Below are 22,795 nucleotides of genomic sequence, written 5' to 3'. Positions count from 1 at the left end.
CCGGCAGCACACACCCGACACGCACGCAGCCAGGGGGCGGCACCCGAAGTGACCAATATCCCCGAGACCGGCCGGAACACCCGCGTCCAGACCCGGCTCGTCGTCATCCAGATCCTCGTCCTCTCCCTGCTCGCCACCCTCGGCGGCCGCCTGTGGTATCTCCAGGTCCGCCAGGGCGACGAGTACGCCGCCGAGGCGTCCGGGAACCACGTCCAGCAGGTCGTCCAGCCCGCGCCGCGCGGCTCGATCCTGGACGCCCGCGGCGTGGCCCTCGCCGACAACGAGACCCGCCTGGTCGTCTCCGCCTCCCGCACCGACCTGCTGAAGATGCGCGACGACGGAGACGCCGTCCTCACCAAGCTGGCCGGCGTCCTCGGCATGGCGCCGCAGGAGGTGAAGGAGAAGGTCCGGCTCTGCGACGCCAAGACCCCCCAGCCCTGCTGGAACGGCTCGCCCTACCAGCCGATCCCGATCACCGACGAGGCCACCCCCAAGCAGGCCCTGCAGATCCGCGAGCGCGCCGAGGACTTCCCCGGCATCAGCGCCGAGCCGATGGCCGTGCGCCGCTACGCCTCGCCGGGCGGCTCCAACACCGCCCAGGTCCTCGGCTACCTCTCGCCGGTCACCGACGAGGAGATCACCAAGGCCGAGGACACCGACTCGCCGTTCCTCCGCTCCGACCAGGTCGGCCGCTCCGGCCTGGAGCGCCAGTACGACAAGGCGCTGCGCGGCAAGGCCGGCGTCACCCGCTACGAGGTCGACAACCTCGGCCGCGTCATCGGCCAAGCCGAGGCCGACCCCGGGGTGCCCGGCTCGCAGCTCGTCACCAGCATCGACGCCCGCGTCCAGCGGGTCGCCGAGTACGAGCTGAACGAGGCGATGAAGGCCGCCCGCAACGAGTTCGACCGCAACACCGGCACCAACTACAAGGCGGACGCCGGCGCGGTGGTGGTGATGGAGGCCAAGACCGGCCGCGTCGTCGCCATGGCCTCCAACCCGAACTACGACCCCAACGCCTGGGTCGGCGGCATCTCCGCAAAGGACTACAAGAAGCTCACCGGCAAGGACTCCGACTACCCGCTCCTGAACCGGGCCATCCAGGGGCAGGCCGCCCCCGGCTCGATCTTCAAGGTGGTCTCCTCGGCCGCCGCGGTGGAGGCCGGCTACGACTTCGACGGCAGCTACGACTGCTCCAGCTCCTACTCCGTCGGCAACCAGGTCTTCAAGAACTTCGAGTCCGCCAACAACGGCCCGATCAGCATCGGCCGGGCCCTGGAGCTGTCCTGCGACACCGTCTACTACCGGCTCGCGCACGACCAGTGGAAGAAGGACGGCGGCATCAACCCCAAGAAGCCGCACGACTACTTCTACAAGGCGGCCCACCAGTTCGGCCTCGGCAAGGAGACCGGCGTCGACCTCCCGAACGAGGTCACCGGCCGGGTCCCCGACCGCCAGTGGAAGAAGGACTTCTGGCAGGCCAACAAGGACGCCTGGTGCAAGACCGGCAAGAAGGACGGCTCGTACGTCGAGAAGCTCGCGTACGAGAACTGCCTCGAAGGCAACAAGATGCGCGCCGGTGACTCCATCAACTACTCCATCGGCCAGGGCGACACCCTCGTCACCCCCATCCAGATGGCCACCATCTACGCGGCCATCTCCAACGGCGGCACGCTCTACGACCCGTCCATCGGCAAGGCGATCGTCAGCCCCGACGGCAAGCAGGTCGAGCAGATCAAGCCGCACGCGCACGGCAAGCTGCCCATAAGCAAGGCCACGCTGGGCAAGTTCGACTCCGCCCTGGCCGGTGTCGCCACCCGCGGCACCGCCGCCTGGCGGTTCGGCGGCTGGCCGCAGGACAAGATCCCGATGCACGCCAAGACCGGCACCGCCGAGGTCTACGGCAAGCAGACCACCTCGTGGTTCGCGACGTACACCAAGGACTACTCGATCGTCATGACGATCTCCCAGGGCGGTACGGGATCCGGCGCCTCGGGTCCGGCCGTCCGCAACATCTACGACGCGCTGTACGGCGCGGCGGACGACGGGAAGATCGACAACAAGAAGGCCCTGCTGCCGCACCCGCAGGCGGGCCTGCCGAAGATCAAGGCGGACGGGACGATCCCGGCCCCGAAGATGTCCAAGGACATCGTGAAGGACCTCCAGCCGGACGAGAAGGCCGAGGACGAGGACGAGTACGCGCCCGTCGACGACCAGCAGCAGGGCGCGACGCCGCCGACGCAGAACACCGGACAGAACCGCGACACCCGGCGCCGGCAGCGCCGCACCGCACGGCGCAGGAGGGTCGCATGACCGGGGTCAACAGCTTCCAGGTCTCCGGGTACGGCCCCGAGCGGGCCGGCTGGACCCGGCTGTTCTCCCGGGACTCGATGGCCCGCCGCCTGGACTGGCCGATACTGCTGTCCGGCGTCGCCCTGTCCCTGCTCGGCTCGCTGCTCGTCTACTCCGCGACCCGCAACCGCACCGAGCTGAACCAGGGCGACCCGTACTACTTCCTCACCCGGCACCTGCTGAACACCGGCATCGGACTGGGCCTGATGGTCGGCGTGGTCTGGCTCGGCCACCGGGCGCTGCGCACCGCCGTGCCGCTGCTGTACGGGGCGTCGGTGTTCCTGATCCTGCTGGTGCTCACGCCGCTCGGCTCGACCATCAACGGCGCGCACTCCTGGATCCAGCTGCCCGGCGGCTTCTCGATCCAGCCCTCGGAGTTCGTGAAGATCACGATCATCCTGGGCATGGCGATGCTGCTCGCCGCCCGGGTGGACGCCGGCGACCGGCCCTACCCGGACAACCGGATCGTGCTCCAGGCCCTCGGCCTCGCCATGGTGCCGATGATGATCGTGATGCTCATGCCCGACCTCGGGTCGGTGATGGTCATGGTCATCATCGTGCTCGGGGTGCTGCTCGCCTCGGGCGCCACCAACCGGTGGGTGTTCGGGCTGCTCGGCGCCGGCACGCTGGGCGCGCTCGCCGTCTGGCAGCTCGGCATCCTGGACGACTACCAGATCAACCGGTTCGCCGCCTTCGCCAACCCGGAGCTGGACCCGGCGGGCGTCGGCTACAACACCAACCAGGCCCGCATCGCCATCGGCTCCGGCGGCCTCACCGGCTCCGGGCTCTTCCACGGCTCGCAGACCACCGGCCAGTTCGTGCCCGAGCAGCAGACCGACTTCGTCTTCACCGTCGCCGGCGAGGAACTGGGCTTCCTCGGCGCCGGCCTCATCGTCGTGCTGCTCGGCGTCGTCCTCTGGCGGGCCTGCAAGATCGCCCGCGAGACGACCGACCTGTACGGCACGATCGTCGCCGCGGGCGTGGTGGCCTGGTTCGCCTTCCAGGCGTTCGAGAACATCGGCATGACGCTCGGCATCATGCCGGTCACCGGCCTGCCCCTGCCGTTCGTGTCGTACGGCGGCTCGTCGATGTTCGCGGTGTGGATAGCGGTGGGGCTGCTCCAGTCCATCACCGTGCAGCGGCCGATGTCGGCCTAGGGCCTGTCGTTTGGATCAGGTCGGCTATCGGGTACTGCGCCTTCTCGCCGACCCGAGCGGGGTCTGGTGCGTGCAGCTGCAAGGCGGAGGAGGGAGTCGACGCGGAGCGTCGGCGAGTGACGACAACGCGGCAGATGTGCGTGCCAGGGCCCGCGACGCCGGCATGATCCAAACGACAGGCCCTAGCCGGACCTCAGGGCAACAGGCCCTCGGTCTCCGCGAACATCATGTGGGCGACCACCATGAAGCCGACGCACCCGGCGGCGAACACCGCGCAGAAGGCGAGTACACACCCCGAGCCCGCGGCGAGCTTCGCCCGGGCCGGCGGCTGCGCCGTCGCGCGTTCGGGGCGGTCGGGCAGGTAGTACACGGTGACGTGGTCGCCGGCGACCACCGTCGTGCGGCCGTGCGGCTCGTCGAAGCGCACCGTGCGGCCCTCGGCGGTGGTGAACTCGTAGACGTGGTGCTGCGTGCTGCTGTCCCCGCTCCGGCTCGTGTACGCCCGCAGACAGCGCCCCTCGGCCCGCCGCCCGTCCCGCCAGGCGCCGCTGATCTGCCGGGTGCGGACGACGGTCCGCCCGGCCAGCAGGCAGACGCCGACGATCATGACGAGCGGTACGACGTAGAACAACGCCTCCATGAGACCCCCCTGGTCGTTCGGCAGGCCACCTGCCTCAGGCATCGAGACGCGCCACGCGTGGAAGGCGTTCCACATGAGCCACTGGACACTTGGTGAGGAGTTCGAGACGCCCGACGGCGTCATGCGGTGGGGGTCGCTGGGCAGCGGGGACCCGGTCGTGCTGGTGCACGGCACGCCGTACTCCTCCCTGCTCTGGCGGGACATCGCCCCCGCGCTCGCCCGCACCCGCAAGGTCTACTTCTTCGACCACCTCGGCTTCGGGCAGTCCGAGCAGCGCGAGGGCCAGGATCTCGGGCTGGCGGCGCACGCGCGGCGCTTCGCCGGGCTCCTGGACCACTGGGGGCTGACCCGCCCCGGCGTCGTCGCCCACGACATCGGCGGGGCGGTGGCCCTGCGGACCCTGCTCCTGGAGGAGCGGAGCTTCCGGAACCTGACCCTCTTCGACGCGGTGAGCGGCGGGGAGTGGGAGCGGGGGCTGTTCCGGCTCTTCCTGGAGCACGAGGACGTCTTCCGGCAGCTCCCGGGCTACGCGCACGAGGCGCTGGTCGCCGCCCATCTGCGGCACGCCACCGCGACCGGCTTCCGGCCGGGCGTCCTGGAGGCGTTCCTCGCGCCCTGGCGGGGGGAGGCGGGGCAGGCCGCGTTCTACCGGCAGTACACGCAGGTCAGGCAGGCGGACACCGCCGTGTACGAGCACCTGCTGGGCGGGATCGAGATCCCGGTGCGGCTCGTCTGGGGCCGCGAGGACCGCATCCTGCCGCCGCGGTACGCCGAGTGGCTGCACGAGCGCGTCCCGCACGCCGAACTGCACTGGATCGAGGGCGCCGGACATCTGCTCCAGGAGGACGCGCCGAGTCAGCTCCTCGGGTTCCTGACGGCCGGGTTCCCCTCGGCCTGAGCACCCGAGGAGCACACCGTGCCGCGAACCGCCGCCCCCCTCCTACAGGTCAGCGACGCCGACCTGGCCGACCTCCGCGCCCGGCTGCGCGCCACCCGGTGGCCCGAGCCCTGGCCGGTCGGCGGCTGGGAGGCCGGCACCGACACCGCCGAACTCCGCCGCCTCGTCACCTACTGGGCCGGCGACTACGACTGGCGGACCCACGAGGCCGCCGTCAACGCCCTGCCCTCCCACTTCGCCGACCTCGACGGCACCCCCGTGCACTACCTCCGCTACGACGCCGAGCACCCGGACGCCCTGCCGATCGTGCTCACCCACGGCTGGCCCAGCACCGTCCTGGAACTCACCGCCCTCGCCGAACGACTGGCCGCCCCGTCCCGCCACGGCGGAGACCCCCGGGACGCCTGCACCGTGATCGTCCCCTCCCTGCCCGGCTTCCCCTTCTCCCCGCAGCGCCCCGCCCTCACCGCCGCCGAACAGACCCACGACCTCTGGCACCGCCTCATGCACGACCACCTCGGCTTCCGCCGCTACGCCGCCCACGGCGGCGACCTCGGCGCCGGGATCACCTCACGGCTCGCCGAGGCCCACCCCGAGGCCGTCCTCGGCATCCACCTGCTCGCCGCCGCGGCCCCGGCCGACCCCGACCCCGCCTCCCTGACGCCCGAGGAGGAGGCGTACCTCGCCGCCGCCGCGACCTGGCAGGCGGAGGAGGGCGGCTACCTGCACCAGCAGAGCACCCGCCCCCTCACCCTCGCCCCGGCCCTCGCCGACTCACCCGCCGGACTGCTCTCCTGGCTCCTGGAGAAGTACCGCGCCTGGAGCGACTGCGGCGGCGACCTGTCCACCCGTTTCAGCGACGACTTCCTCCTCACCCAGGTGTCGCTCTACTGGTTCACCGGCACGATCTCCACGTCCTTCCGGCCTTACTACGAGTACGCCCGCCATCTGACCCGGCGGGTGCGGAGGGTGGACGTCCCCACCGCGCTCGCCCTCTTCCCGGCGGACCTGGCGCAGCCGCCGCGCCGCTGGGCCGAGCGCACGTACCACCGCCTCACCCGCTGCACCCGCATGCCCCGAGGCGGCCACTTCGCCGCCCACGAGGAGCCCGCCCTGCTCGCCGACGACCTCACCGCCTTCCTCCGTGACCTGCGCCCCGCGCGGCGGGGTTAGGCTGGATGGTCAGCCCTGCCAGCACACGAAGGTTCGTCAAGATGCCTGCCGAAGCCGCCGCCGAGTCCGTCTCCTCCGTGTTTCCGCAGCTCGAAGCCCTGCTGCCGCATGTGCAGAAGCCGATCCAGTACGTCGGCGGAGAGCTGAATTCCACGGTCAAGGAGTGGGACTCCTGTGACGTCCGCTGGGCGCTCATGTACCCGGACGCCTACGAGGTCGGCCTGCCCAATCAGGGCGTCATGATCCTCTACGAGGTGCTCAACGAGCAGCAGGGCGTCCTCGCCGAGCGCACCTACAGCGTGTGGCCGGACCTGGAGGCCCTGATGCGCGAGCACCGGGTCCCGCAGTTCACCGTCGACAGCCACCGCCCGGTGCGCGCCTTCGACGTCTTCGGCCTGTCCTTCTCCACCGAGCTGGGCTACACCAACATGCTGGCCGCCCTGGAGCTGGCCGGCATCCCGCTGGAGGCCAAGGACCGCGGCATCGACGACCCGGTCGTGCTGGCCGGCGGCCACGCGGCCTTCAACCCCGAGCCGATCGCCGACTTCATCGACTGCGCGGTCATCGGCGACGGCGAGCAGGCCGTCCTGGAGATCACCGCGATCGTCCGGGCCTGGAAGGCCGAGGGCCGCCCCGGCGGACGCGAGGAGCTGCTGCTGCGTCTGGCGAAGACCGGCGGGGTGTACGTCCCCGGCTTCTACGACGTCGAGTACCTCCCCGACGGCCGCATCGGCCGCGTCGTCCCCAACCGCTCCGGCGTCCCCTGGCGCGTCTCCAAGCACACCGTCATGGACCTGGACGAGTGGCCCTACCCCAAGCAGCCCCTCGTCCCGCTCGCCGAGACCGTCCACGAGCGGATGTCGGTCGAGATCTTCCGCGGCTGCACCCGCGGCTGCCGCTTCTGCCAGGCCGGCATGATCACCCGCCCGGTGCGCGAGCGCTCCATCACCGGCATCGGCGACATGGTCGACAAGGGCCTGAAGGCCACCGGCTTCGAGGAGGTCGGCCTGCTCTCCCTCTCCTCCGCCGACCACAGCGAGATCGGCGAGGTCGCCAAGGGCCTCGCGGACCGCTACACCGAGGACAAGATCGGCCTCTCCCTGCCCTCCACCCGCGTGGACGCCTTCAACATCGACCTCGCCGACGAGCTGACCCGCAACGGCCGCCGCTCCGGCCTCACCTTCGCCCCCGAGGGCGGCAGCGAGCGCATCCGCAAGGTCATCAACAAGATGGTCTCCGAGGAGGACCTGATCCGCACCGTCGCCACTGCCTACGGCAACGGCTGGCGCCAGGTGAAGCTGTACTTCATGTGCGGCCTGCCCACCGAGACCGACGACGACGTCCTCCAGATCGCCGACATGGCCACGCACGTCATCGCCAAGGGCCGCGAGGTCTCCGGCTCAGGCGACATCCGCTGCACCGTCTCCATCGGCGGCTTCGTGCCCAAGCCGCACACCCCCTTCCAGTGGGCCCCGCAGCTGTCCGCCGAGGAGACCGACGCGCGCCTGCAGAAGCTGCGCGACAAGATCCGCGGCGACAAGAAGTACGGCCGCGCCATCGGCTTCCGCTACCACGACGGCAAGCCCGGCATCGTCGAGGGCCTGCTCTCCCGCGGCGACCGCCGCACCGGCGCCGTCATCCGCGCCGTCTACGAGGACGGCGGCCGCTTCGACGGCTGGCGCGAGCACTTCTCCTACGACCGCTGGATGACCGCGGCCGGCAAGGCGCTCGCCCCCTACGGCGTCGACGTCGACTGGTACACCACCCGCGAGCGCTCCTACGAGGAGGTCCTGCCCTGGGACCACCTCGACTCCGGCCTCGACAAGGACTGGCTCTGGGAGGACTGGCAGGACGCCTTGGACGAGACCGAGGTCGAGGACTGCCGCTGGACACCGTGCTTCGACTGCGGCGTCTGCCCCCAGTTCGACACATGGCCACAAACGGGCCCGACGGGCAAGAAGCTGCTGCCGCTGACGGTCAAGAAGTCCGACTGAACAGCGGAAACGTGGTGCCCGGGACGAGCGAGCCGCTTCACCCCATCGCTGACGCCATGTCTGACGGCACAGCGTCGGATGCGGTGACAGTGCTGACCGCGCTCGGCTTGCAGAAGGATCTGCGGCAACCGGCGAAGAAGGCACTGAGAACACCGCTTCCGCTGCCCGGAGACCCTTCGGACGTCTCGTCGGACGTGGAGTGGATCTGATGGCCGGAGTGCGGCCTGCGGCGACCCGTGGCTCGTTCACGTAACGCGGGAACACGCAGGGTCCGGCGTCCACCACCCGGGGCCGGGGCGTCGAGAAGACGATGTCGAACTCGTCGCACGCGAGGAGCTGGGACACCTCCGCTGCTGCCCCGTAGAGCGCGGTGCCTACCTTCTGGCTGTAGCTCGCGCTGAGCAGGTGGAGGCCTTCGTGCCGGAAGCAGTGGCGTAAGGCGCGGTGGACGGGGCCGCCTCTGTATGTGAAGTCGAGCTGCATGAGCATGTCCGCTGCGTCTCGGATCGCCCGGACGATGCGCATACCGATGCGCTGGTGGCCCGGCCTGGAGGCCGTCGGGCCTGCTGACCATCCACGATAGGACGGTGGAACTCGGGTCCGTGTCGGCGAGGTGCCCGGGTGTCTTCGAAGTCGTCCTCTCGGATCACGAGTCGCTCGCGTACGTCCTTCGGGATCAGTAGGCGGAGGTGCACCTTCGGGGCTCGGACCTTCGGTACCTTCGTGCGGGTCACCTCGCAGCGGATCCCAACCCGGTACAGGTCCGCGGACATGGCCTCCATGCCGCCTTCCTGCCAGTGCTCACGGAACGTCTTGCCGCCGTGGACGTTGACCCACCGGTCCTTTGCTGTCTCGGGGTCGATCGCTTCGAGCTCACCGATGAGCCTGTCCAGCGACGCTTCCGCCTGCTCCTTCGTGAACCGCGTCTTCGTGTACCGACCCCGGGGTTCGAGATCCTTCATGTACAGCGCGATGGTCTCTTGAAGGCGCTTGATCTCCTTGCGGGCCTCGGCGCCCTCTGCGTACTGGCGGACCTGCACGGGGAAGTCTCCGAGGACCTTGAGTACGTCCTGCACCAGGCGCTCGTAGACTCGCTCGGGGTTGGGCGCTCCGAGTCCGCCGCTCTTGCAGTTGCGGCACCGGAGGTACTGGTACGTCCCGTGCGTGTTGTTCGTGATCTGCACGGTCATGTTCGTCTTGCAGTCGGCGCACAGCAGGACGCCGAGAAACTGAGTCACACCGCCGACACGGCGCGGCGGCTGGTTCTTCTTGCGCTTGTCGAGGGCGGCGCCGAGGGTCTCGAACTCCTCCTCAGTAAAGAGGGGAGGGGCGACCTTGATCGGCCTGCCGTCCTTGCCGAGGAGCGGCTTCGATCGTCGCTGCCCGCCGTTCTTGTCCTCTTCTACTCGGTAGCCGAGGAGCGCGGGGTTGCGCAGGCGGCGGTGGAGCGTTGCCACGGTGAGCCCTTGCGTCATCAGGCCGGACCGCTTCAGGCAGCGCACCATGAACCCGGCAGAGCGTCCCCGAAGCGCCATGCGTCGGGCCCAGTGCAGGGCCTTGGCCGCCTCGGGATCGATGACGAGAACGACCTTCCCTGTGTCGTCCTCGTCCGTGACGTAGCCGTACGCAGGCTTCCCGATGATCCAGTCTTCCTGTGACTTCGCGTAGTCCCACAGACTCGCAACCCGAGTGGAGGTGTTGGCCGCCTCGATCTCGGCGATACCCCCGATAATCGTGACCATGATCTTTCCGGCGGTCGTCGTGAGGTCGAGGCTGTCGTTCTTCGAAACCAGGTTCTTCCCGCGCTTCAGGCTCCACTCGATCATCGTCGAGAGATCGGAGAGACGCCGTACGAAGCGGTCGAGCTTCCAGAACAGGAGCTCGTCGAACTCGGGGGAGCGGTTGTTCAGCCACTCCCCAAGTTCCTTCCGCTTCCACGGCGGAACCTTCGTCGCCGACACGTTCAGGTCGGAGGCGACGCCGACGACTCGGCTCCCTCGCTCCCTGGCCAGGATGCGGAGATCGAGCTCCTGCCGTACCGGCGACGTCGTGTCGTCGGTCAGTACGGACAGGCGAATCGATAAGAGTGCCCGGGGTGCGTCCTGGGGGAGTAGGGCCTCAACCCGTCTGAGCTCCGCCAACAGGGCAAGGTCGGCCTTGGTCCACTCGGCTTCTACGCTGTAGGCCGCTCGATCTGCCGCGAGTCGGCGCTGTCCTCGTTTCCTCACGTCAGACAGCGTGGCGCAGTTCGCGGACAGTTTTAAGCGTTTTTCCATATGCCCGGCCATGGACACGGAGATCCAGATCGGCCCGACGGGCAAGAAGCTGCTGCCGCTGACGGTCAAGCAGTCCGACTGACGGCGCCGGTGAAGTGGGGACCTGCGTCGGTGCGGCGCGTCGCGCTCTCCACGAAATCCGGTGGAGTCCCGGCGGCCGGAAGTGGTTGGGTCCTGCTCAATGCCTCGCAGGCGCGTTATGGCCCGTGTGTCGTCGAGTGATGGGGGTGTCGCGGTGGCTGGTTATGGGGCGCTTTCCGACGTATACGAGTGGCTGATCGGGGACGACAGGTTGACCCCCGCCAAGGCAGCCGCGGTGTACTACAGCGGTGTCGTGGGCTCTCTGCCGCCCGACGCGCGCGTTCTCGACTGCGCGTGTGGAACCGGCCAGCTCGGCGTCGGTCTCGCTAGTCTTGGCCTCGACGTGGTCGCCGCAGACGCCAGCGAGGGGATGGTTCGCCGGACCGAGAAGGCTGCCGACGAGCAGGGTGTGTCGCTTCGAGCCCTCCGTGCGAGCTGGGCCGAACTGCCTGACCACCTGGAGGACTCCACGTTCGATCTGGTGTTCTGCGTCGGTAACTCGCTCGGGCACGCCGAGGGCGCAGCCGGGCGGCTGACCGCACTGGAAGCGATGTCGCGGCTGCTGAATCCGGGCGGAAGCCTTGTGCTCCACTCACGCAACTGGGAGCTCGTGCGCTCCGCCGGCTCACGGGTGGACGTCCGCGATCGACTCATTCGCCGCTACGACCGCGATGCGGTCGTCAGCTACTACTGGCAGATCGAGCAGCGCTGGGAGCAGGAACACTTCCTCGAGATCGTGGTCGCCCGGATCGAGCCGGACGGGGCAGTGCGAGCCTGCTCGGAGCGGTTGTCCATCTGGCCCTACCGGTACGAGGACCTCGTGGCGCAGTTGCGCGGTGTCGGGCTCACGGTGCAGTCCACCACCTTCGACCCCGAGAGCGATGAGTACATGGTGGTCGCCGGCCGCGACCAGGCCCGAGGCACGTCTGAGCCGGCGCGCTGATCCGCCTCCGAATCTGCTTCCGCTGACACAGCCGGTCGTACGGGTCGCGATGAACCGTTCTGGAGCAGGGTCCGGCCCCGTCCACCGCGCCGGGGATGTGTTCAGTACTCGGGGTCGGGTAAAGCGGGTAAGGCGGGTGTGGAACCCAAGCGTGCGAGATAGGCACGGCAGCGGGTCTTCCAGTCTGCTTCGGACGTCTGGGAAAGGCATTTCTCCAGCAGCGACGCAACGGCCGTCTGGAGCCCTCCGCGAGCGATGGCGTCCTCGTGTGCCTCCAGAATCGCGGCCAGCCTGCGCTTGCTGCCCGTATCGTCCATGTCGAGCAGGGCCAGGGCCTCGATCCCTCTGGGCAGATCCATGGCCAGAAGGACGGGGATGAGGCGTCGGGGGATGCCCACGTCATCGGAGGCGTTGGCCATGGCCACGACGTGCTCCAGCAGCGCGGGGTCGGGCGGCCGGACGGGATGCAGGTCGGCCAGTAGCTCCACCGTCGTCCGCAGCACGCCTTGCTCGCCGCTGGCCAGCAGGGAGTGCAGCGTCTCCGCGTCCAGCGCCTGTCGAACCGCCAAGGCGCGCAGCGCCGCCTTGCGGACCTGCTTGTCCTCCCATTCGTCGACGGCGATGTCCTGGGCCGCCTTCAAGTCGGTCATGGTGAGCCGCGCAGGGGCGTTCAGCAAGGGCCGGATCGACTTTCTCCGGTTGCGCTCTTCCATCTGTCCCAGGGCGATGTCGAAGAGTTTGGAGAGTTCCCTCCGCAGGATCTCCTCGAATTGCCCGTAGCCGAAGGGAACGGCGGTCAGCTGCCTCTCCTGCTCGATCTCACGCAGGGTCCTGACCAATTCCCTACGGTCCTCGGGGAGGGAGTCGAGGCTCGCGGGAGGTGGGAACGCGGCGTCCAGGACGAGGTACCGCTCGTAGGTCGGGTGCAGACAGAGCACCAGGAACGGCTTGCCGGCCAGCAGTGCCGCGGTCACCTCGGTCTCCCAGGTGATGCGGCCGATCTCCTCCACGATGACGAACACGCAGACATCCGCCTCCTGAACCGTGGCCCGAGAGTTCTGCTCCCAGTCGGATGAGGCGGAGTTGATGTAGTTCACCGTGCCATTGAGGAAGTGCCAGGGAACACCGCCGAAGGCGGTGACGGTCTGGACGAACGCGTCCTGCACCTGACGCGTGTCCGCGGCACCGCACAGCATGACTCGGATCATGACGCATCCTGACACGCACGGGCCCGTCGGCAGAGAGGGCGGCAGACCACATGGTTCATATCCGTGCACGATCGTCCAGCGCACGATCCGCAGCTTGGCGTATTCCTTTTCCCCCGCCTCGCCGGGACCGGCCGCAGGACCACAATGGACCGGTGACGGGTGCCGGAGACGACCTGTGGAACGCCGCCATCACCCCTTCCGCGTACGACGCAGAGGGGCAGCACTACCGCGCGGCGGTGCTGGAGCAGTACAAGCTGTGCGTCGAGTTGTCGGACCGGGTCAGTGCCCGACGCAATACGGCGAACACGTTCTTCCTGACCGTGAACAGTGGCCTGGTAGCCGCCTTCGCCGCCTCCGGAGATGGCGGCGGCCTGTCGACAGCACCCCGTTGGGCGGTGGCGGCGGGGTTGCTCGTGGTGCTGGCCCAATGTGCCGCCTGGTGGATCACGGTGCGGTCGTACCGCCAGTTGAACAGCGCCAAGTACCGGGTCATCGCGTCGCTGGAGGAGCGGCTGCCGGCCATGGCCCTCTCCCGAGCGGAGTGGCGGGCGCTCGGCGAGGGCAGGGACTGGCAGCTCTACGTCCCGCTGAGTGTGGTCGAGATGTGGGTACCGCTGATCTTCGGCTCGGCCTACGTTCTCGGCTTCGGAGCGCTGATGTGGCCCTGAAACCCCGAGGCGGGAGTTCCGCTGGTCTGGCGGGCAAGGTGCGCGGGACCCGACCTGGGCGATGCGTGACGCCGCTGCCTGCCACAGGCTTGAGGCGGTCCGGGCAGGGCGCTGCATGCGGGTTCAGCCGGCGGCGCGGTCCCGGGGGCGCCACTCCCGGGGCCAGTTTCCCGCGGGTGGCGGGGGGCCGGTGACGCCCAGGTCGTGGCGGGCCGAGGTGTAGAAGGTGTCCCGTGTCCGGCTGACCCGCTGCCGGTCGCGGGCCCATTCCTCGGGCTCCCGGCGCTGCTCGCGGGCGTGTGCCTCCAGGGTCCAGACCGCCTCGTGCCAGGACCGTGCGGCGGCCACGGTCGCGGCGTCGCCGACGAGGAGCACCGACTCCCACCGCTGCGACCGGCGCGCCTCGGCCTCGGCGAGCAGGCGCAGCCCCTCCTCGGGGGTCAGCGGGTCCACCAGGTCGGCGTGGCCCAGGGCGGCGCCGATGCGCAGGGTGATGCCGATCTGCTCCTTGAGCGCGTTGCCGTACTGCGCGTAGACGTCGAACTTCTTCTCGTGCCAGCGCTCGGCCTGTGAGCGCCGCCAGCGGGCCCGTTCGGTCAGCGTCGTCGCGGCGTAGGAGCCGGCCGCGCCGACGGCCACGCTCAGGAGCGTGGCCAGTTGATCCGTGAACACCGCATCCCCCCGTGCCGTCGACGGCCTGCGCGCAGCATGGCCCATTGATCGCGCATCCGAAACGGGTCGTCAGGCGTCTCTGCGGACATGGAGCTTGAGAAGAGGCCGGAGCAGGGGCCGGCGGGCGCCGAGGGGTGTCTGGTCGTGGCGATCCGGATTCCGGTGCGGATCGTCGTCCTGGTGCTGGTCGTGCCGGTGCGGATGGTGTGGGACGTGCTGGTCGCCGGGGGGCGGCTGCTGAGGGACGCCGTGCTGCGGCCGGTCGGGCGGGGGCTCGCGTGGCTGGGGCGGGTGCTGGTCGTGGTGCCGCTGGTGGCGTTTGGCCGGTACGTGCTGGTGCCGGTGGGCAAGGCCGTGGCCTGGCTCGCGAAGGTCCTCGTGGTGGTGCCGCTGGTGTGGTTGTACCGGTGGGTGCTGGCGCCGTTCGGGCGTGGTGTCGTGTGGGTGGTGGAGCGGGCCGGGGTGGGGCTGGCCTGGGTCGGGCGGGGGATCTACGGGGGGCTCGCCTGGCTGGGGCGGTACCTGGTCGTCCTGCCCGGGGGCTGGCTGTACCGGTGGGTGCTGACGCCGGTCGGGCATGCCGTCGCCTGGCTGGGGCGCGGGGTCGGCTGGTGCGGGCGGATGGTGGTGACCGGGGTCGGGACGGTTCTGTACTGGACGCTGCGGGTGCTGGTGGTGCTGCCCGCCGTCGGGGTGTGGCGGTGGGTGCTGGTGCCCGTCGGGCGGGTGCTCGGCGTGGTCGGGCGGGAGGTCGGGGTCGCGCTCGGGCACGCCTGGCGGGTCGCCGGGTACGTGTCGCGGGCCGTGGGGCGGGCGCTGGCGGTGCTCGCGCGGTGGACGCTCGTCGAGCCGGCGCGGTGGGTGTACCGGACGGTGCTCACCCCCGTCGGACACCTGCTGCGCGACGGTGTGTGGCGGCCAGCCGCCGCCGTGTCCCGCGCCGCGGGGCGGGCGGCGCGCGAGGCCCTCGCCTCCGCGCGCCTCGCCGTGCGCCAGACCCTGCGCCGGGCGCTGTTCGGCGGGCCCCCGCCGGCGCCGGACGCGGTGCCGGACGCGGTGCCGGACGACCGGCGGGAACCTTCCGGCGCCGGGGCACGTACTCTTGGTAGCAGGACGACCGCACTCACGAAGGACTGAACGACACTGGGCAAGCGACAGCCCGAAGGCCCGCCGCCGGTTCCGGCGGTGCAGCGCATCCGACTGCGCTACACCAAGCGCGGACGCCTCCGGTTCACCAGCCACCGTGACTTCCAGCGCGCCTTCGAGCGTGCGCTGCGCCGCGCCGAGGTGCCCATGGCGTACTCGGCGGGGTTCACGCCGCACCCGAAGGTGTCGTACGCCAATGCCGCACCCACCGGCACGGGCAGTGAGGCGGAGTACCTGGAGATCGCCCTCACCGCGCGGCGCGACCCGGAGCCGCTGCGGCTGCTCCTCGACGCGTCGCTGCCCGCCGGGCTCGACGTCGTCGACGCGGTCGAGGCCCGCACCTCGGGCCTCGCCGACCGGCTGACCGCCTCCGTCTGGGAGCTGCGCCTGGACGGCGTGGCCCCCGAGGACGCCGAGCGCGCCGTCGCCGCGTTCGAGGCGGCGGAGAGCGTCGAGGTCCAGCGGGCCACGAAGAACGGCGTCCGCACCTTCGACGCCCGCTCCGCCGTCGTGAGCCTCGCCGCCGTGACGGCGCCGAGTTCCCCCGCTGATAGGCCGAGCGACCAGCCCTGTGCGATACTGCGGCTGGTTGTTCGGCACGTGACGCCTGCCGTTCGACCCGACGACGTCCTGTCCGGTCTCCGCGCCGTGGCCGACCTGGCGCCGCCGGTCCCCGCAGCGGTGACCAGGCTGGCGCAGGGGCTGTTCGATGAGGAGTCCGGAGCGGTGACCGACCCGCTCGCGCCCGACCGCGAGGCGGAAGAGCCCGAGGCCCACCCGGCCGCAGCTCCCGCCGCCGCGACGGCGCCGGCGTAGGGAAGGCCCGCGCGGGCACGCGCGTCGCAGCGCAGCCCTCGAACTCGGGAGCCACCTGGGTCGGGCGGCGCACCCACCACAAGACTTTCGCCAGGCCGTGCGAACAAGGAGTACGGAACCGGCGAGACACAACACGAGAGCTTCCGAGCGGCGCCCGCGCCCCGGACGGCGGCGACGCGCAGCGCGCGAGCCGCGGCGTCAACGGTGCCCGACTTCGTCGGTGCCGGACCGGGCGCGGCGCCCGGGAGCCTGACGGGAGACACCCCCGCATGCTCGAGCCGACCGAATCCGGCGAGTCCGCGACCCCTTCGACGGGCCCCGCCGCCGACACCCCCAGCGACACCCTGCCGCCGCGCCGCCGGCGCCGCGCCGCGTCCCGCCCCGCCGGTCCGCCGTCCGGCGGGTCCGAGGCGCCCGCGGAGACCGTCGCCCCGGCCGAGGCGCCCGCCCCGGCCGCCGAACTCGCCTCCGAGGCGTCCCCCGAGCCGGCGCCGGCCGCCCGGCCGCGCCGCCGCGCCGTGCGCCGCGCCTCCGCGCCCACCGGGACCCCGGAGGCGGCCGAGGTCGCCGAGACCGTCGTGCCGGCCGCCGCGCCCGAGACGCCGGCCGAGCCCGAGGCCGGTCAGCCGGTCGCCGAGGAGCCCGCGCCGCCGCGTGCCCGGCGCCGGGCCACCCGCAAGGTGACGTCCCCCGTGGAGCCCGCCGCGGAGACCCCCGCCGCGGAGGCGCCCGCCGCCGAGGAGGCCGCGCCCAAGCGGACGCGCCGCCGTGCCACCAGCAGCGTGACCTCGCCGGCCGAGCCCGCCGCGCCCGTGGCCGCCGTCGAGGACGAGGCGCCCGTCGCCCCGGCGGAGGAGGCCGCTCCGCCGCGTGCCCGCCGCCGCGCCACCCGCAAGGTGACCTCCCCCGTGGAGCCGGCCGCCGAGGCCGCCGCTCCGGAGGCGCCCGCGCAAGCCGAGCCGCAGCCCGAGGCCGCTGCCGCCGAGCCGGCCGCCGCCGAGGACGCCGCGCCCAAGCGGACCCGGCGCCGTGCCACCCGCAGCGTGGCCACCCCCGCCGCCGAGTCGCCCGCGCCCGCCGCCGAGGCAGCCGCGTCCGCCGCCGAGGCGCCCGCCCCGGCCGAGGAGCCCGCCCCGCGCCGGGCCCGGCAGCGCGCCCCTCGGGCCGCCGGCGGGTTCGCCGAGCCGGCCCGCGCCGCAGGCAAGGCGGCCGGCGAGGACGCCCCGAAGCGCCCGAAGCGCCCCGCCACCTCCCTCTTCCAGGCCCCCGTCTTCGCCGAGCCCCGCTTCCAGACGCCCGAGCGCGCCGCCGCCGAGGCCGCCGCCGAAGCGGCCGGGACCGGTGCCGGGACCGGTCCGGCGCGCGGCGCCGAGCAGGCCGAGGACACCGAGAAGGCCGCCGAGGAGCAGACCGCCGGCAACCGCCGCCGCCGTCGCCGCAAGGGCGCCGACGAGGCCGCCGAGGAGCGCACCCCCGCCGCCCCCGTGGTCGAGGAGCAGCCCGAGCCCGAGCCCGAGGCCGAGGACACCGACGCGGAGACGGACGAGGACGACGACGCCGAGGGCGCCGAGGACTCCGGTTCGCGCCGCCGCCGGCGCCGTGGCGGCCGTCGCCGCCGGCGCGGTGAGGGCGGTGACGGCGACGCGGGCGACTCCGCCGACGACACCGACCGCGCCGCCGCCGAGCAGGCCGCGCAGGACGCCGAGGACACCGCCGAGCAGGCCGAGGAGGACGCCGAGGAGTCCGACGAGGCCGCCGGCGACAACGGCGGCTCCAGCGGCAGCCGTCGCCGTCGCCGCCGTCGCCGCCGGGCCGGGGACTCCTCCGGTGACGGCGACGCGACCCCGGACGACCCCGAGCGCACCGTCGTCAAGGTCCGCGAGCCCCGCCCGAAGGCCGAGCCGTCCGACGAGGTCCAGTCCATCAAGGGCTCGACCCGCCTGGAGGCCAAGAAGCAGCGCCGCCGCGAGGGCCGAGAGCAGGGCCGCCGCCGGGTGCCGATCATCACCGAGGCCGAGTTCCTGGCCCGCCGCGAGGCCGTCGAGCGCGTGATGGTCGTCCGCCAGCACGGCGAGCGCACCCAGATCGGCGTCCTGGAGGACGGCGTGCTCGTCGAGCACTACGTCAACAAGGAGCAGGCCACCTCGTACGTCGGCAACGTCTACCTCGGCAAGGTGCAGAACGTGCTGCCGTCGATGGAGGCCGCCTTCATCGACATCGGCAAGGGCCGCAACGCCGTCCTGTACGCCGGCGAGGTCAACTTCGAGGCGCTCGGCGTCCACGGCGGCCCGCGCCGCATCGAGTCCGCGCTGAAGTCCGGGCAGTCCGTGCTCGTGCAGGTCACCAAGGACCCGATCGGCCACAAGGGCGCCCGCCTGACCAGCCAGGTCTCGCTGCCCGGCCGCTACCTGGTCTACGTGCCCGAGGGCTCGATGACCGGCATCAGCCGCAAGCTGCCCGACACCGAGCGCTCCCGGCTCAAGACCATCCTCAAGAAGATCGTCCCCGAGGACGCGGGCGTCATCGTGCGCACCGCCGCCGAGGGCGCCAGCGAGGACGAGCTGCGCCGCGACGTCGAGCGGCTCCAGGGGCAGTGGGAGGAGATCCAGAAGAAGTCGAAGAACGGCGGCAACGGCAGCGCGCCGACGCTGCTGTACGGCGAGCCGGACATGACCGTCCGGGTCGTGCGCGACATCTTCAACGAGGACTTCTCCAAGGTCGTCGTCAGCGGCGAGGACGCCTGGCAGACCGTGCACGGCTACGTCTCCCACGTGGCGCCCGACCTCGCCGACCGGCTGTCGAAGTGGACCTCCGAGGTCGACGTCTTCGCCACCTACCGGATCGACGAGCAGCTCGCCAAGGCGCTCGACCGCAAGGTCTGGCTGCCCAGCGGCGGCTCGCTGGTGATCGACCGGACCGAGGCGATGGTCGTGGTCGACGTCAACACCGGCAAGTTCACCGGCCAGGGCGGCAACCTGGAGGAGACGGTCACCAGGAACAACCTGGAGGCGGCCGAGGAGATCGTGCGCCAGCTGCGGCTGCGCGACCTCGGCGGCATCATCGTCATCGACTTCATCGACATGGTCCTGGAATCCAACCGGGACCTGGTGCTGCGCCGCCTCCTGGAGTGCCTGGGCCGGGACCGGACCAAGCACCAGGTCGCCGAGGTCACCTCGCTCGGCCTGGTGCAGATGACCCGCAAGCGGGTCGGCCAGGGCCTGCTCGAGTCGTTCTCCGAGACCTGCGTCCACTGCAACGGCCGGGGCGTCATCGTCCACCTCGACCAGCCGGTGGCCGCCGGGAACGGCGGCGGCGGTGGCGGCAAGCGCCGCAAGCGGGCGCGGGCCGGCGCGGAGCAGCCGCACGAGCACGACCACGAGGCCGTGGCCGGCGTCGAGACGGGGCTGACCGCCGAGCAGGAGGCCGAGAGCGAGTCGGTGGAGGAGGTCGCCGCCGAGGCCGCCGAGCCGGTCGCCCTGCCGGCGCCGGACTTCAGCGACGACGAGGAGCTGTTCAGCAGCGTCGCCGAGGCCGAGGCCGCCGCCACCCGCGGCCGTGGCCGGCGCCGGGCGAGCCGCAGGGCGTCCGCCCCGGCGGGTGCGCCCCGGGCCGAGAGCGTCAAGGCCGAGACCGTCCAGGCCAAGGCCCCGACCGCGCAGGACGTCACCGCCCAGGAGGCGGCCGAGCGTCCGGTCGTGCCGGAGCCGGCCGCCGACGTGCTGGCCGAGCCCGCCGCCGTCGAGGACGCGGTCTCCGGTGCCCCGGCGCCCGCCGCCGAGGCCCAGGCCGTGGACGAGGCGGCGCCCAAGGGCCGCACCCGGCGCCGGGCCACCCGGAAGGTGTCCGCACCGGCCGGTTCGCCCGCCGGCGCGGAGGCCGCCGCGGTGGTGACGGTGGCGGAGCCGGCGCCGGTCGCGGAGGCCCCCGTCGCCCCGCAGGCCCCGGAGCAGGCCGCCCCGGCCGCCGCCGAGGAGCCCGCCCCGGCCCGTCCGCGGCGCCGCGCGGTGCGCAAGGCCACCGCGCCCACCGCGTCCGAGGAGGCGGCCGTCACGGTCGTCGCGTCGGCCCCGGAGGCTCCGGCGGGGGAGGCCCCCTCGGTGGAGGAGACCGTCGCGGAGGAGGCCCCGGCCAAGAAGGCGGCGGCCCGCAAGACGGCCAAGAAGGCCACCGCGAAGAAGGCCGCCACCAAGAAGACCGCGGCCACGAAGACGGCCGCGAAGAAGACGGCCACGGCCAAGAAGGCGGCCAAGACCACGACCGCCAAGAAGACCGCGGCCAAGTCGACGGCTAAGACCACGGCCAAGAAGACGGCGGCCAAGAAGACCGCGGCCGCCGCCGACGAGGGCTGATCCGGCGTTCGGTGCGGCCCGCCCGGCGTGGCGGGCCGCACCGGGCCCGGTTTGACCCCGTAAGGGGCGGGCCCGTAATCTTGGCCGTCGGCGTGTCCATCGGCACGCCACATCCCCGTAAACCTTCTTCCTTCCGGGCACGGGCCGTGACCGGGAGAGGCCGTCCGCGTCTGTCGTCGGGCGGCTGGACTGCGGGGGTGCCGTTCCCGAGCGAGAGAGTGAGATCCGCGTGTACGCCATCGTGCGCAGCGGTGGCCGCCAGCACAAGGTTGCTGTCGGTGACATCGTCGAGGTTGACAAGATTTCCACCGCCAAGGTTGGCGACACGGTCGAGCTCTCGACCCTGCTCGTCGTCGACGGCGACGCTGTGACCAGCGACCCGTGGGTGCTGGCCGGCATCAAGGTCCAGGCGGAGATCGTGGACCACCACAAGGGCCAGAAGATCGACATTCTGCGCTACAAGAACAAGACCGGCTACCGCCGTCGTCAGGGCCACCGCCAGCAGTACACGGCGATCAAGGTCACTGAGATCCCCGCGGCCGCGAAGTAAGGGACTGAGAACAGATGGCACACAAGAAGGGCGCATCGTCCACCCGGAACGGGCGCGACTCCAATGCCCAGCGGCTCGGCGTGAAGCGCTTCGGCGGTCAGGTCGTCAACGCGGGTGAGATCCTGGTCCGCCAGCGCGGCACCCACTTCCACCCGGGCGCGGGCGTCGGCCGTGGCGGCGACGACACGCTGTTCGCGCTCGAGGCCGGTGCGGTGCAGTTCGGCACCCACCGTGGCCGCAAGGTCGTGAACATCGTTCCGGCTGCCTGAGTCCCGTAGGACTTCGGCTCCGTAGAGCGACTCGCAGGGGCGGACCTCACTTCCCGGTCGGGAAGCAGGTCCGCCCCTGGCGCGTTACAGCTAAGACATTCCCTGGTTTTCCCCTTGTTTCTGGAGGCACCACACCATGACCACCTTCGTGGACCGCGTCGAGCTGCACGTCGCCGCGGGTAACGGGGGCCACGGCTGTGCCTCCGTGCACCGGGAGAAGTTCAAGCCGCTCGGCGGCCCCGACGGCGGCAACGGCGGCCGGGGCGGCGACGTGATCCTCACCGTCGACCAGTCGGTGACCACGCTGCTCGACTACCACCACTCCCCGCACCGCAAGGCGACCAACGGCAAGCCCGGCGAGGGCGGCAACCGCTCCGGCAAGGACGGCCAGGACCTCGTGCTGCCCGTCCCCGACGGCACCGTGGTGCTCGACCGCGCGGGCAACGTCCTCGCCGACCTCGTCGGCCACGGCACCTCCTACGTCGCCGCGCAGGGCGGCCGGGGCGGGCTCGGCAACGCGGCGCTCGCCTCGGCGCGGCGCAAGGCGCCCGGGTTCGCGCTGCTCGGCGTGCCCGGCGACCTCCAGGACATCCAGCTGGAGCTGAAGACCGTCGCCGACGTGGCCCTGGTCGGCTACCCGAGCGCCGGCAAGTCCTCGCTGATCTCCGTGCTGAGCGCGGCCAAGCCGAAGATCGCCGACTACCCGTTCACCACCCTGGTGCCCAACCTCGGCGTGGTGACCGCCGGTTCGACCGTCTACACCATCGCGGACGTCCCCGGTCTCATCCCCGGCGCCAGCCAGGGCAAGGGCCTGGGCCTGGAGTTCCTGCGGCACGTGGAGCGGTGCAGCGTGCTGGTGCACGTCCTGGACACCGCCACCCTGGAGTCCGAGCGCGACCCGCTCTCCGACCTCGACATCATCGAGGCCGAGCTGCGCGAGTACGGCGGCCTGGACGACCGGCCCCGGATCGTCGTCCTCAACAAGATCGACGTGCCGGACGGCAAGGACCTCGCCGAGATGGTCCGCCCGGACCTGGAGGCCCGCGGCTACCGGGTGTTCGAGGTGTCGGCGGTGGCCCATCTGGGCCTGCGCGAGCTGTCGTTCGCGCTGGCCGAGCTGGTGGCCGGGGCGCGCGCGGCGAAGCCGAAGGAGGAGGCGACGCGGATCGTCATCCGGCCCCGGGCCGTGGACGACGCGGGCTTCACCGTCACCCGCGAGGACGCCGCGGGCGAGCCGGTGTTCCGGGTGCGCGGCGAGAAGCCGGAGCGCTGGGTGCGCCAGACCGACTTCAACAACGACGAGGCCGTCGGCTACCTCTCCGACCGGCTCAACCGCCTCGGCGTGGAGGACCAGTTGCTCAAGGCCGGCGCCCGGCACGGCGACGGCGTGGCCATCGGGCCCGAGGAGAACGCGGTCGTCTTCGACTGGGAGCCCTCGATGACGGCCGGCGCCGAGATGCTCGGCCGGCGCGGCGAGGACCACCGCTTCGAGGCCCCCCGCCCCGCCGCCCAGCGCCGCCGCGACCGCGACGCCCAGCGGGACGACGCGGACCAGGAGTTCGAGGGCTTCGAGCCGTTCTGACGGGCGGGGCCCCGCGGCGCCGGC

Annotated in this window: 18 protein-coding genes; 14 read left to right on the top strand and 4 right to left on the bottom strand. The window is 71.7% G+C overall.

What is annotated here, in order from left to right; all coding sequences use genetic code 11:
• Window positions 1–48: 48 nt before the first annotated feature.
• On the top strand, window positions 49–2,310 hold the full coding sequence (gene mrdA / locus ACGFZL_RS02300; protein ID WP_393688417.1) for a penicillin-binding protein 2: 2,262 nt from the start codon (window positions 49–51) through the stop codon (window positions 2,308–2,310).
• A complete protein-coding gene (gene rodA / locus ACGFZL_RS02295; protein ID WP_393688415.1) occupies window positions 2,307–3,506 on the top strand; it encodes a rod shape-determining protein RodA in 1,200 nt (399 codons plus the stop codon). The genes mrdA and rodA overlap by 4 nt, the downstream gene beginning before the upstream one ends.
• 193 nt (window positions 3,507–3,699) lie before the next feature.
• Here rodA and ACGFZL_RS02290 read toward each other — a convergent pair whose 3' ends face one another.
• Complete coding sequence (locus ACGFZL_RS02290) at window positions 3,700–4,188, bottom strand: DUF3592 domain-containing protein (RefSeq protein ID WP_393688413.1); 489 nt, start codon at window positions 4,186–4,188, stop codon at window positions 3,700–3,702.
• 31 nt (window positions 4,189–4,219) lie between these two features.
• On the opposite strand from ACGFZL_RS02290, the gene ACGFZL_RS02285 reads away from it, so the two are divergent.
• From ACGFZL_RS02285 to ACGFZL_RS02270, 4 genes are read left to right on the top strand one after another with little or no spacing between them, the layout of a single operon-like run.
• A complete protein-coding gene (locus ACGFZL_RS02285) occupies window positions 4,220–5,044 on the top strand; it encodes an alpha/beta fold hydrolase (protein ID WP_393688411.1) in 825 nt (274 codons plus the stop codon).
• 18 nt (window positions 5,045–5,062) lie between these two features.
• Window positions 5,063–6,217 (top strand): epoxide hydrolase family protein, encoded by a 1,155-nt coding sequence (locus ACGFZL_RS02280; RefSeq protein WP_393688409.1) that lies wholly within the window; start codon window positions 5,063–5,065, stop codon window positions 6,215–6,217.
• A gap of 41 nt (window positions 6,218–6,258) precedes the next feature.
• Window positions 6,259–8,211 (top strand): TIGR03960 family B12-binding radical SAM protein, encoded by a 1,953-nt coding sequence (locus ACGFZL_RS02275; RefSeq protein WP_393688407.1) that lies wholly within the window; start codon window positions 6,259–6,261, stop codon window positions 8,209–8,211.
• Window positions 8,212–8,267: 56 nt separating this feature from the next.
• Window positions 8,268–8,420, top strand: a complete 153-nt coding sequence (locus tag ACGFZL_RS02270) for a hypothetical protein (RefSeq protein ID WP_393688405.1) — start codon at window positions 8,268–8,270, stop codon at window positions 8,418–8,420.
• A 165-nt stretch (window positions 8,421–8,585) separates the two neighbouring features.
• Here ACGFZL_RS02270 and ACGFZL_RS02265 read toward each other — a convergent pair whose 3' ends face one another.
• A complete protein-coding gene (locus ACGFZL_RS02265) occupies window positions 8,586–10,439 on the bottom strand; it encodes a recombinase family protein (protein ID WP_393688403.1) in 1,854 nt (617 codons plus the stop codon).
• A gap of 283 nt (window positions 10,440–10,722) precedes the next feature.
• Here ACGFZL_RS02265 and ACGFZL_RS02260 point away from each other — a divergent pair, with 283 nt between their 5' ends.
• Window positions 10,723–11,511 carry a class I SAM-dependent methyltransferase gene (locus ACGFZL_RS02260; protein ID WP_393688401.1) on the top strand — a complete coding sequence of 263 codons (789 nt, stop codon included), beginning with the start codon at window positions 10,723–10,725 and terminating at the stop codon, window positions 11,509–11,511.
• 101 nt (window positions 11,512–11,612) lie between these two features.
• Here ACGFZL_RS02260 and ACGFZL_RS02255 read toward each other — a convergent pair whose 3' ends face one another.
• Window positions 11,613–12,719 carry a hypothetical protein gene (locus tag ACGFZL_RS02255; protein ID WP_393688399.1) on the bottom strand — a complete coding sequence of 369 codons (1,107 nt, stop codon included), beginning with the start codon at window positions 12,717–12,719 and terminating at the stop codon, window positions 11,613–11,615.
• 152 nt (window positions 12,720–12,871) lie between these two features.
• Here ACGFZL_RS02255 and ACGFZL_RS02250 point away from each other — a divergent pair, with 152 nt between their 5' ends.
• Complete coding sequence (locus ACGFZL_RS02250) at window positions 12,872–13,387, top strand: hypothetical protein (RefSeq protein ID WP_393688397.1); 516 nt, start codon at window positions 12,872–12,874, stop codon at window positions 13,385–13,387.
• Window positions 13,388–13,510: 123 nt separating this feature from the next.
• Here ACGFZL_RS02250 and ACGFZL_RS02245 read toward each other — a convergent pair whose 3' ends face one another.
• On the bottom strand, window positions 13,511–14,059 hold the full coding sequence (locus ACGFZL_RS02245) for a hypothetical protein (RefSeq protein ID WP_393688395.1): 549 nt from the start codon (window positions 14,057–14,059) through the stop codon (window positions 13,511–13,513).
• A gap of 87 nt (window positions 14,060–14,146) precedes the next feature.
• On the opposite strand from ACGFZL_RS02245, the gene ACGFZL_RS02240 reads away from it, so the two are divergent.
• The 6 genes from ACGFZL_RS02240 (at window position 14,147) to obgE (ending at window position 22,771) form a co-directional block, all read left to right on the top strand.
• Window positions 14,147–15,196, top strand: a complete 1,050-nt coding sequence (locus ACGFZL_RS02240) for a hypothetical protein (protein WP_393688393.1) — start codon at window positions 14,147–14,149, stop codon at window positions 15,194–15,196.
• Between the two features lie 48 nt (window positions 15,197–15,244).
• Entirely contained in the window at window positions 15,245–16,021 is a 777-nt protein-coding gene (locus tag ACGFZL_RS02235; protein WP_393688391.1) for a TIGR03936 family radical SAM-associated protein, read from the top strand.
• Between the two features lie 269 nt (window positions 16,022–16,290).
• Entirely contained in the window at window positions 16,291–20,370 is a 4,080-nt protein-coding gene (locus ACGFZL_RS02230; protein WP_393688389.1) for a ribonuclease E/G, read from the top strand.
• Window positions 20,371–20,599: 229 nt separating this feature from the next.
• A complete protein-coding gene (gene rplU, locus ACGFZL_RS02225; RefSeq protein WP_161163858.1) occupies window positions 20,600–20,920 on the top strand; it encodes a 50S ribosomal protein L21 in 321 nt (106 codons plus the stop codon).
• A 14-nt stretch (window positions 20,921–20,934) separates the two neighbouring features.
• Complete coding sequence (gene rpmA, locus ACGFZL_RS02220; protein ID WP_355166017.1) at window positions 20,935–21,189, top strand: 50S ribosomal protein L27; 255 nt, start codon at window positions 20,935–20,937, stop codon at window positions 21,187–21,189.
• A gap of 136 nt (window positions 21,190–21,325) precedes the next feature.
• Window positions 21,326–22,771, top strand: coding sequence for a GTPase ObgE (gene obgE / locus ACGFZL_RS02215; RefSeq protein WP_355166019.1), 1,446 nt, complete (start codon window positions 21,326–21,328; stop codon window positions 22,769–22,771).
• Window positions 22,772–22,795 lie beyond the last annotated feature (24 nt).

This window comes from Streptomyces sp. NPDC048182 (genome assembly GCF_043202555.1).
GTDB lineage: Bacteria > Actinomycetota > Actinomycetes > Streptomycetales > Streptomycetaceae > Streptomyces.
Note: the sequence above shows the minus strand (reverse complement) of the source record. Positions and strands in the feature narration are given on the sequence as shown.

Excerpts from the sequence above, each read along its gene's own strand:
- ACGFZL_RS02275 (WP_393688407.1), top strand. The coding sequence starts at position 6,259 with ATGCCTGCCGAAGCCGCCGCCGAGTCCGTCTCCTCCGTGTTTCCGCAG.
- ACGFZL_RS02285 (WP_393688411.1), top strand. The coding sequence starts at position 4,220 with ATGAGCCACTGGACACTTGGTGAGGAGTTCGAGACGCCCGACGGCGTC.
- rodA (WP_393688415.1), top strand. The coding sequence starts at position 2,307 with ATGACCGGGGTCAACAGCTTCCAGGTCTCCGGGTACGGCCCCGAGCGG.
- ACGFZL_RS02255 (WP_393688399.1), bottom strand. The coding sequence starts at position 12,719 with ATGATCCGAGTCATGCTGTGCGGTGCCGCGGACACGCGTCAGGTGCAG.
- ACGFZL_RS02240 (WP_393688393.1), top strand. The coding sequence starts at position 14,147 with ATGGAGCTTGAGAAGAGGCCGGAGCAGGGGCCGGCGGGCGCCGAGGGG.
- ACGFZL_RS02290 (WP_393688413.1), bottom strand. The coding sequence starts at position 4,188 with ATGCCTGAGGCAGGTGGCCTGCCGAACGACCAGGGGGGTCTCATGGAG.
- rpmA (WP_355166017.1), top strand. The coding sequence starts at position 20,935 with ATGGCACACAAGAAGGGCGCATCGTCCACCCGGAACGGGCGCGACTCC.
- ACGFZL_RS02230 (WP_393688389.1), top strand. The coding sequence starts at position 16,291 with ATGCTCGAGCCGACCGAATCCGGCGAGTCCGCGACCCCTTCGACGGGC.
- ACGFZL_RS02270 (WP_393688405.1), top strand. The coding sequence starts at position 8,268 with ATGTCTGACGGCACAGCGTCGGATGCGGTGACAGTGCTGACCGCGCTC.
- obgE (WP_355166019.1), top strand. The coding sequence starts at position 21,326 with ATGACCACCTTCGTGGACCGCGTCGAGCTGCACGTCGCCGCGGGTAAC.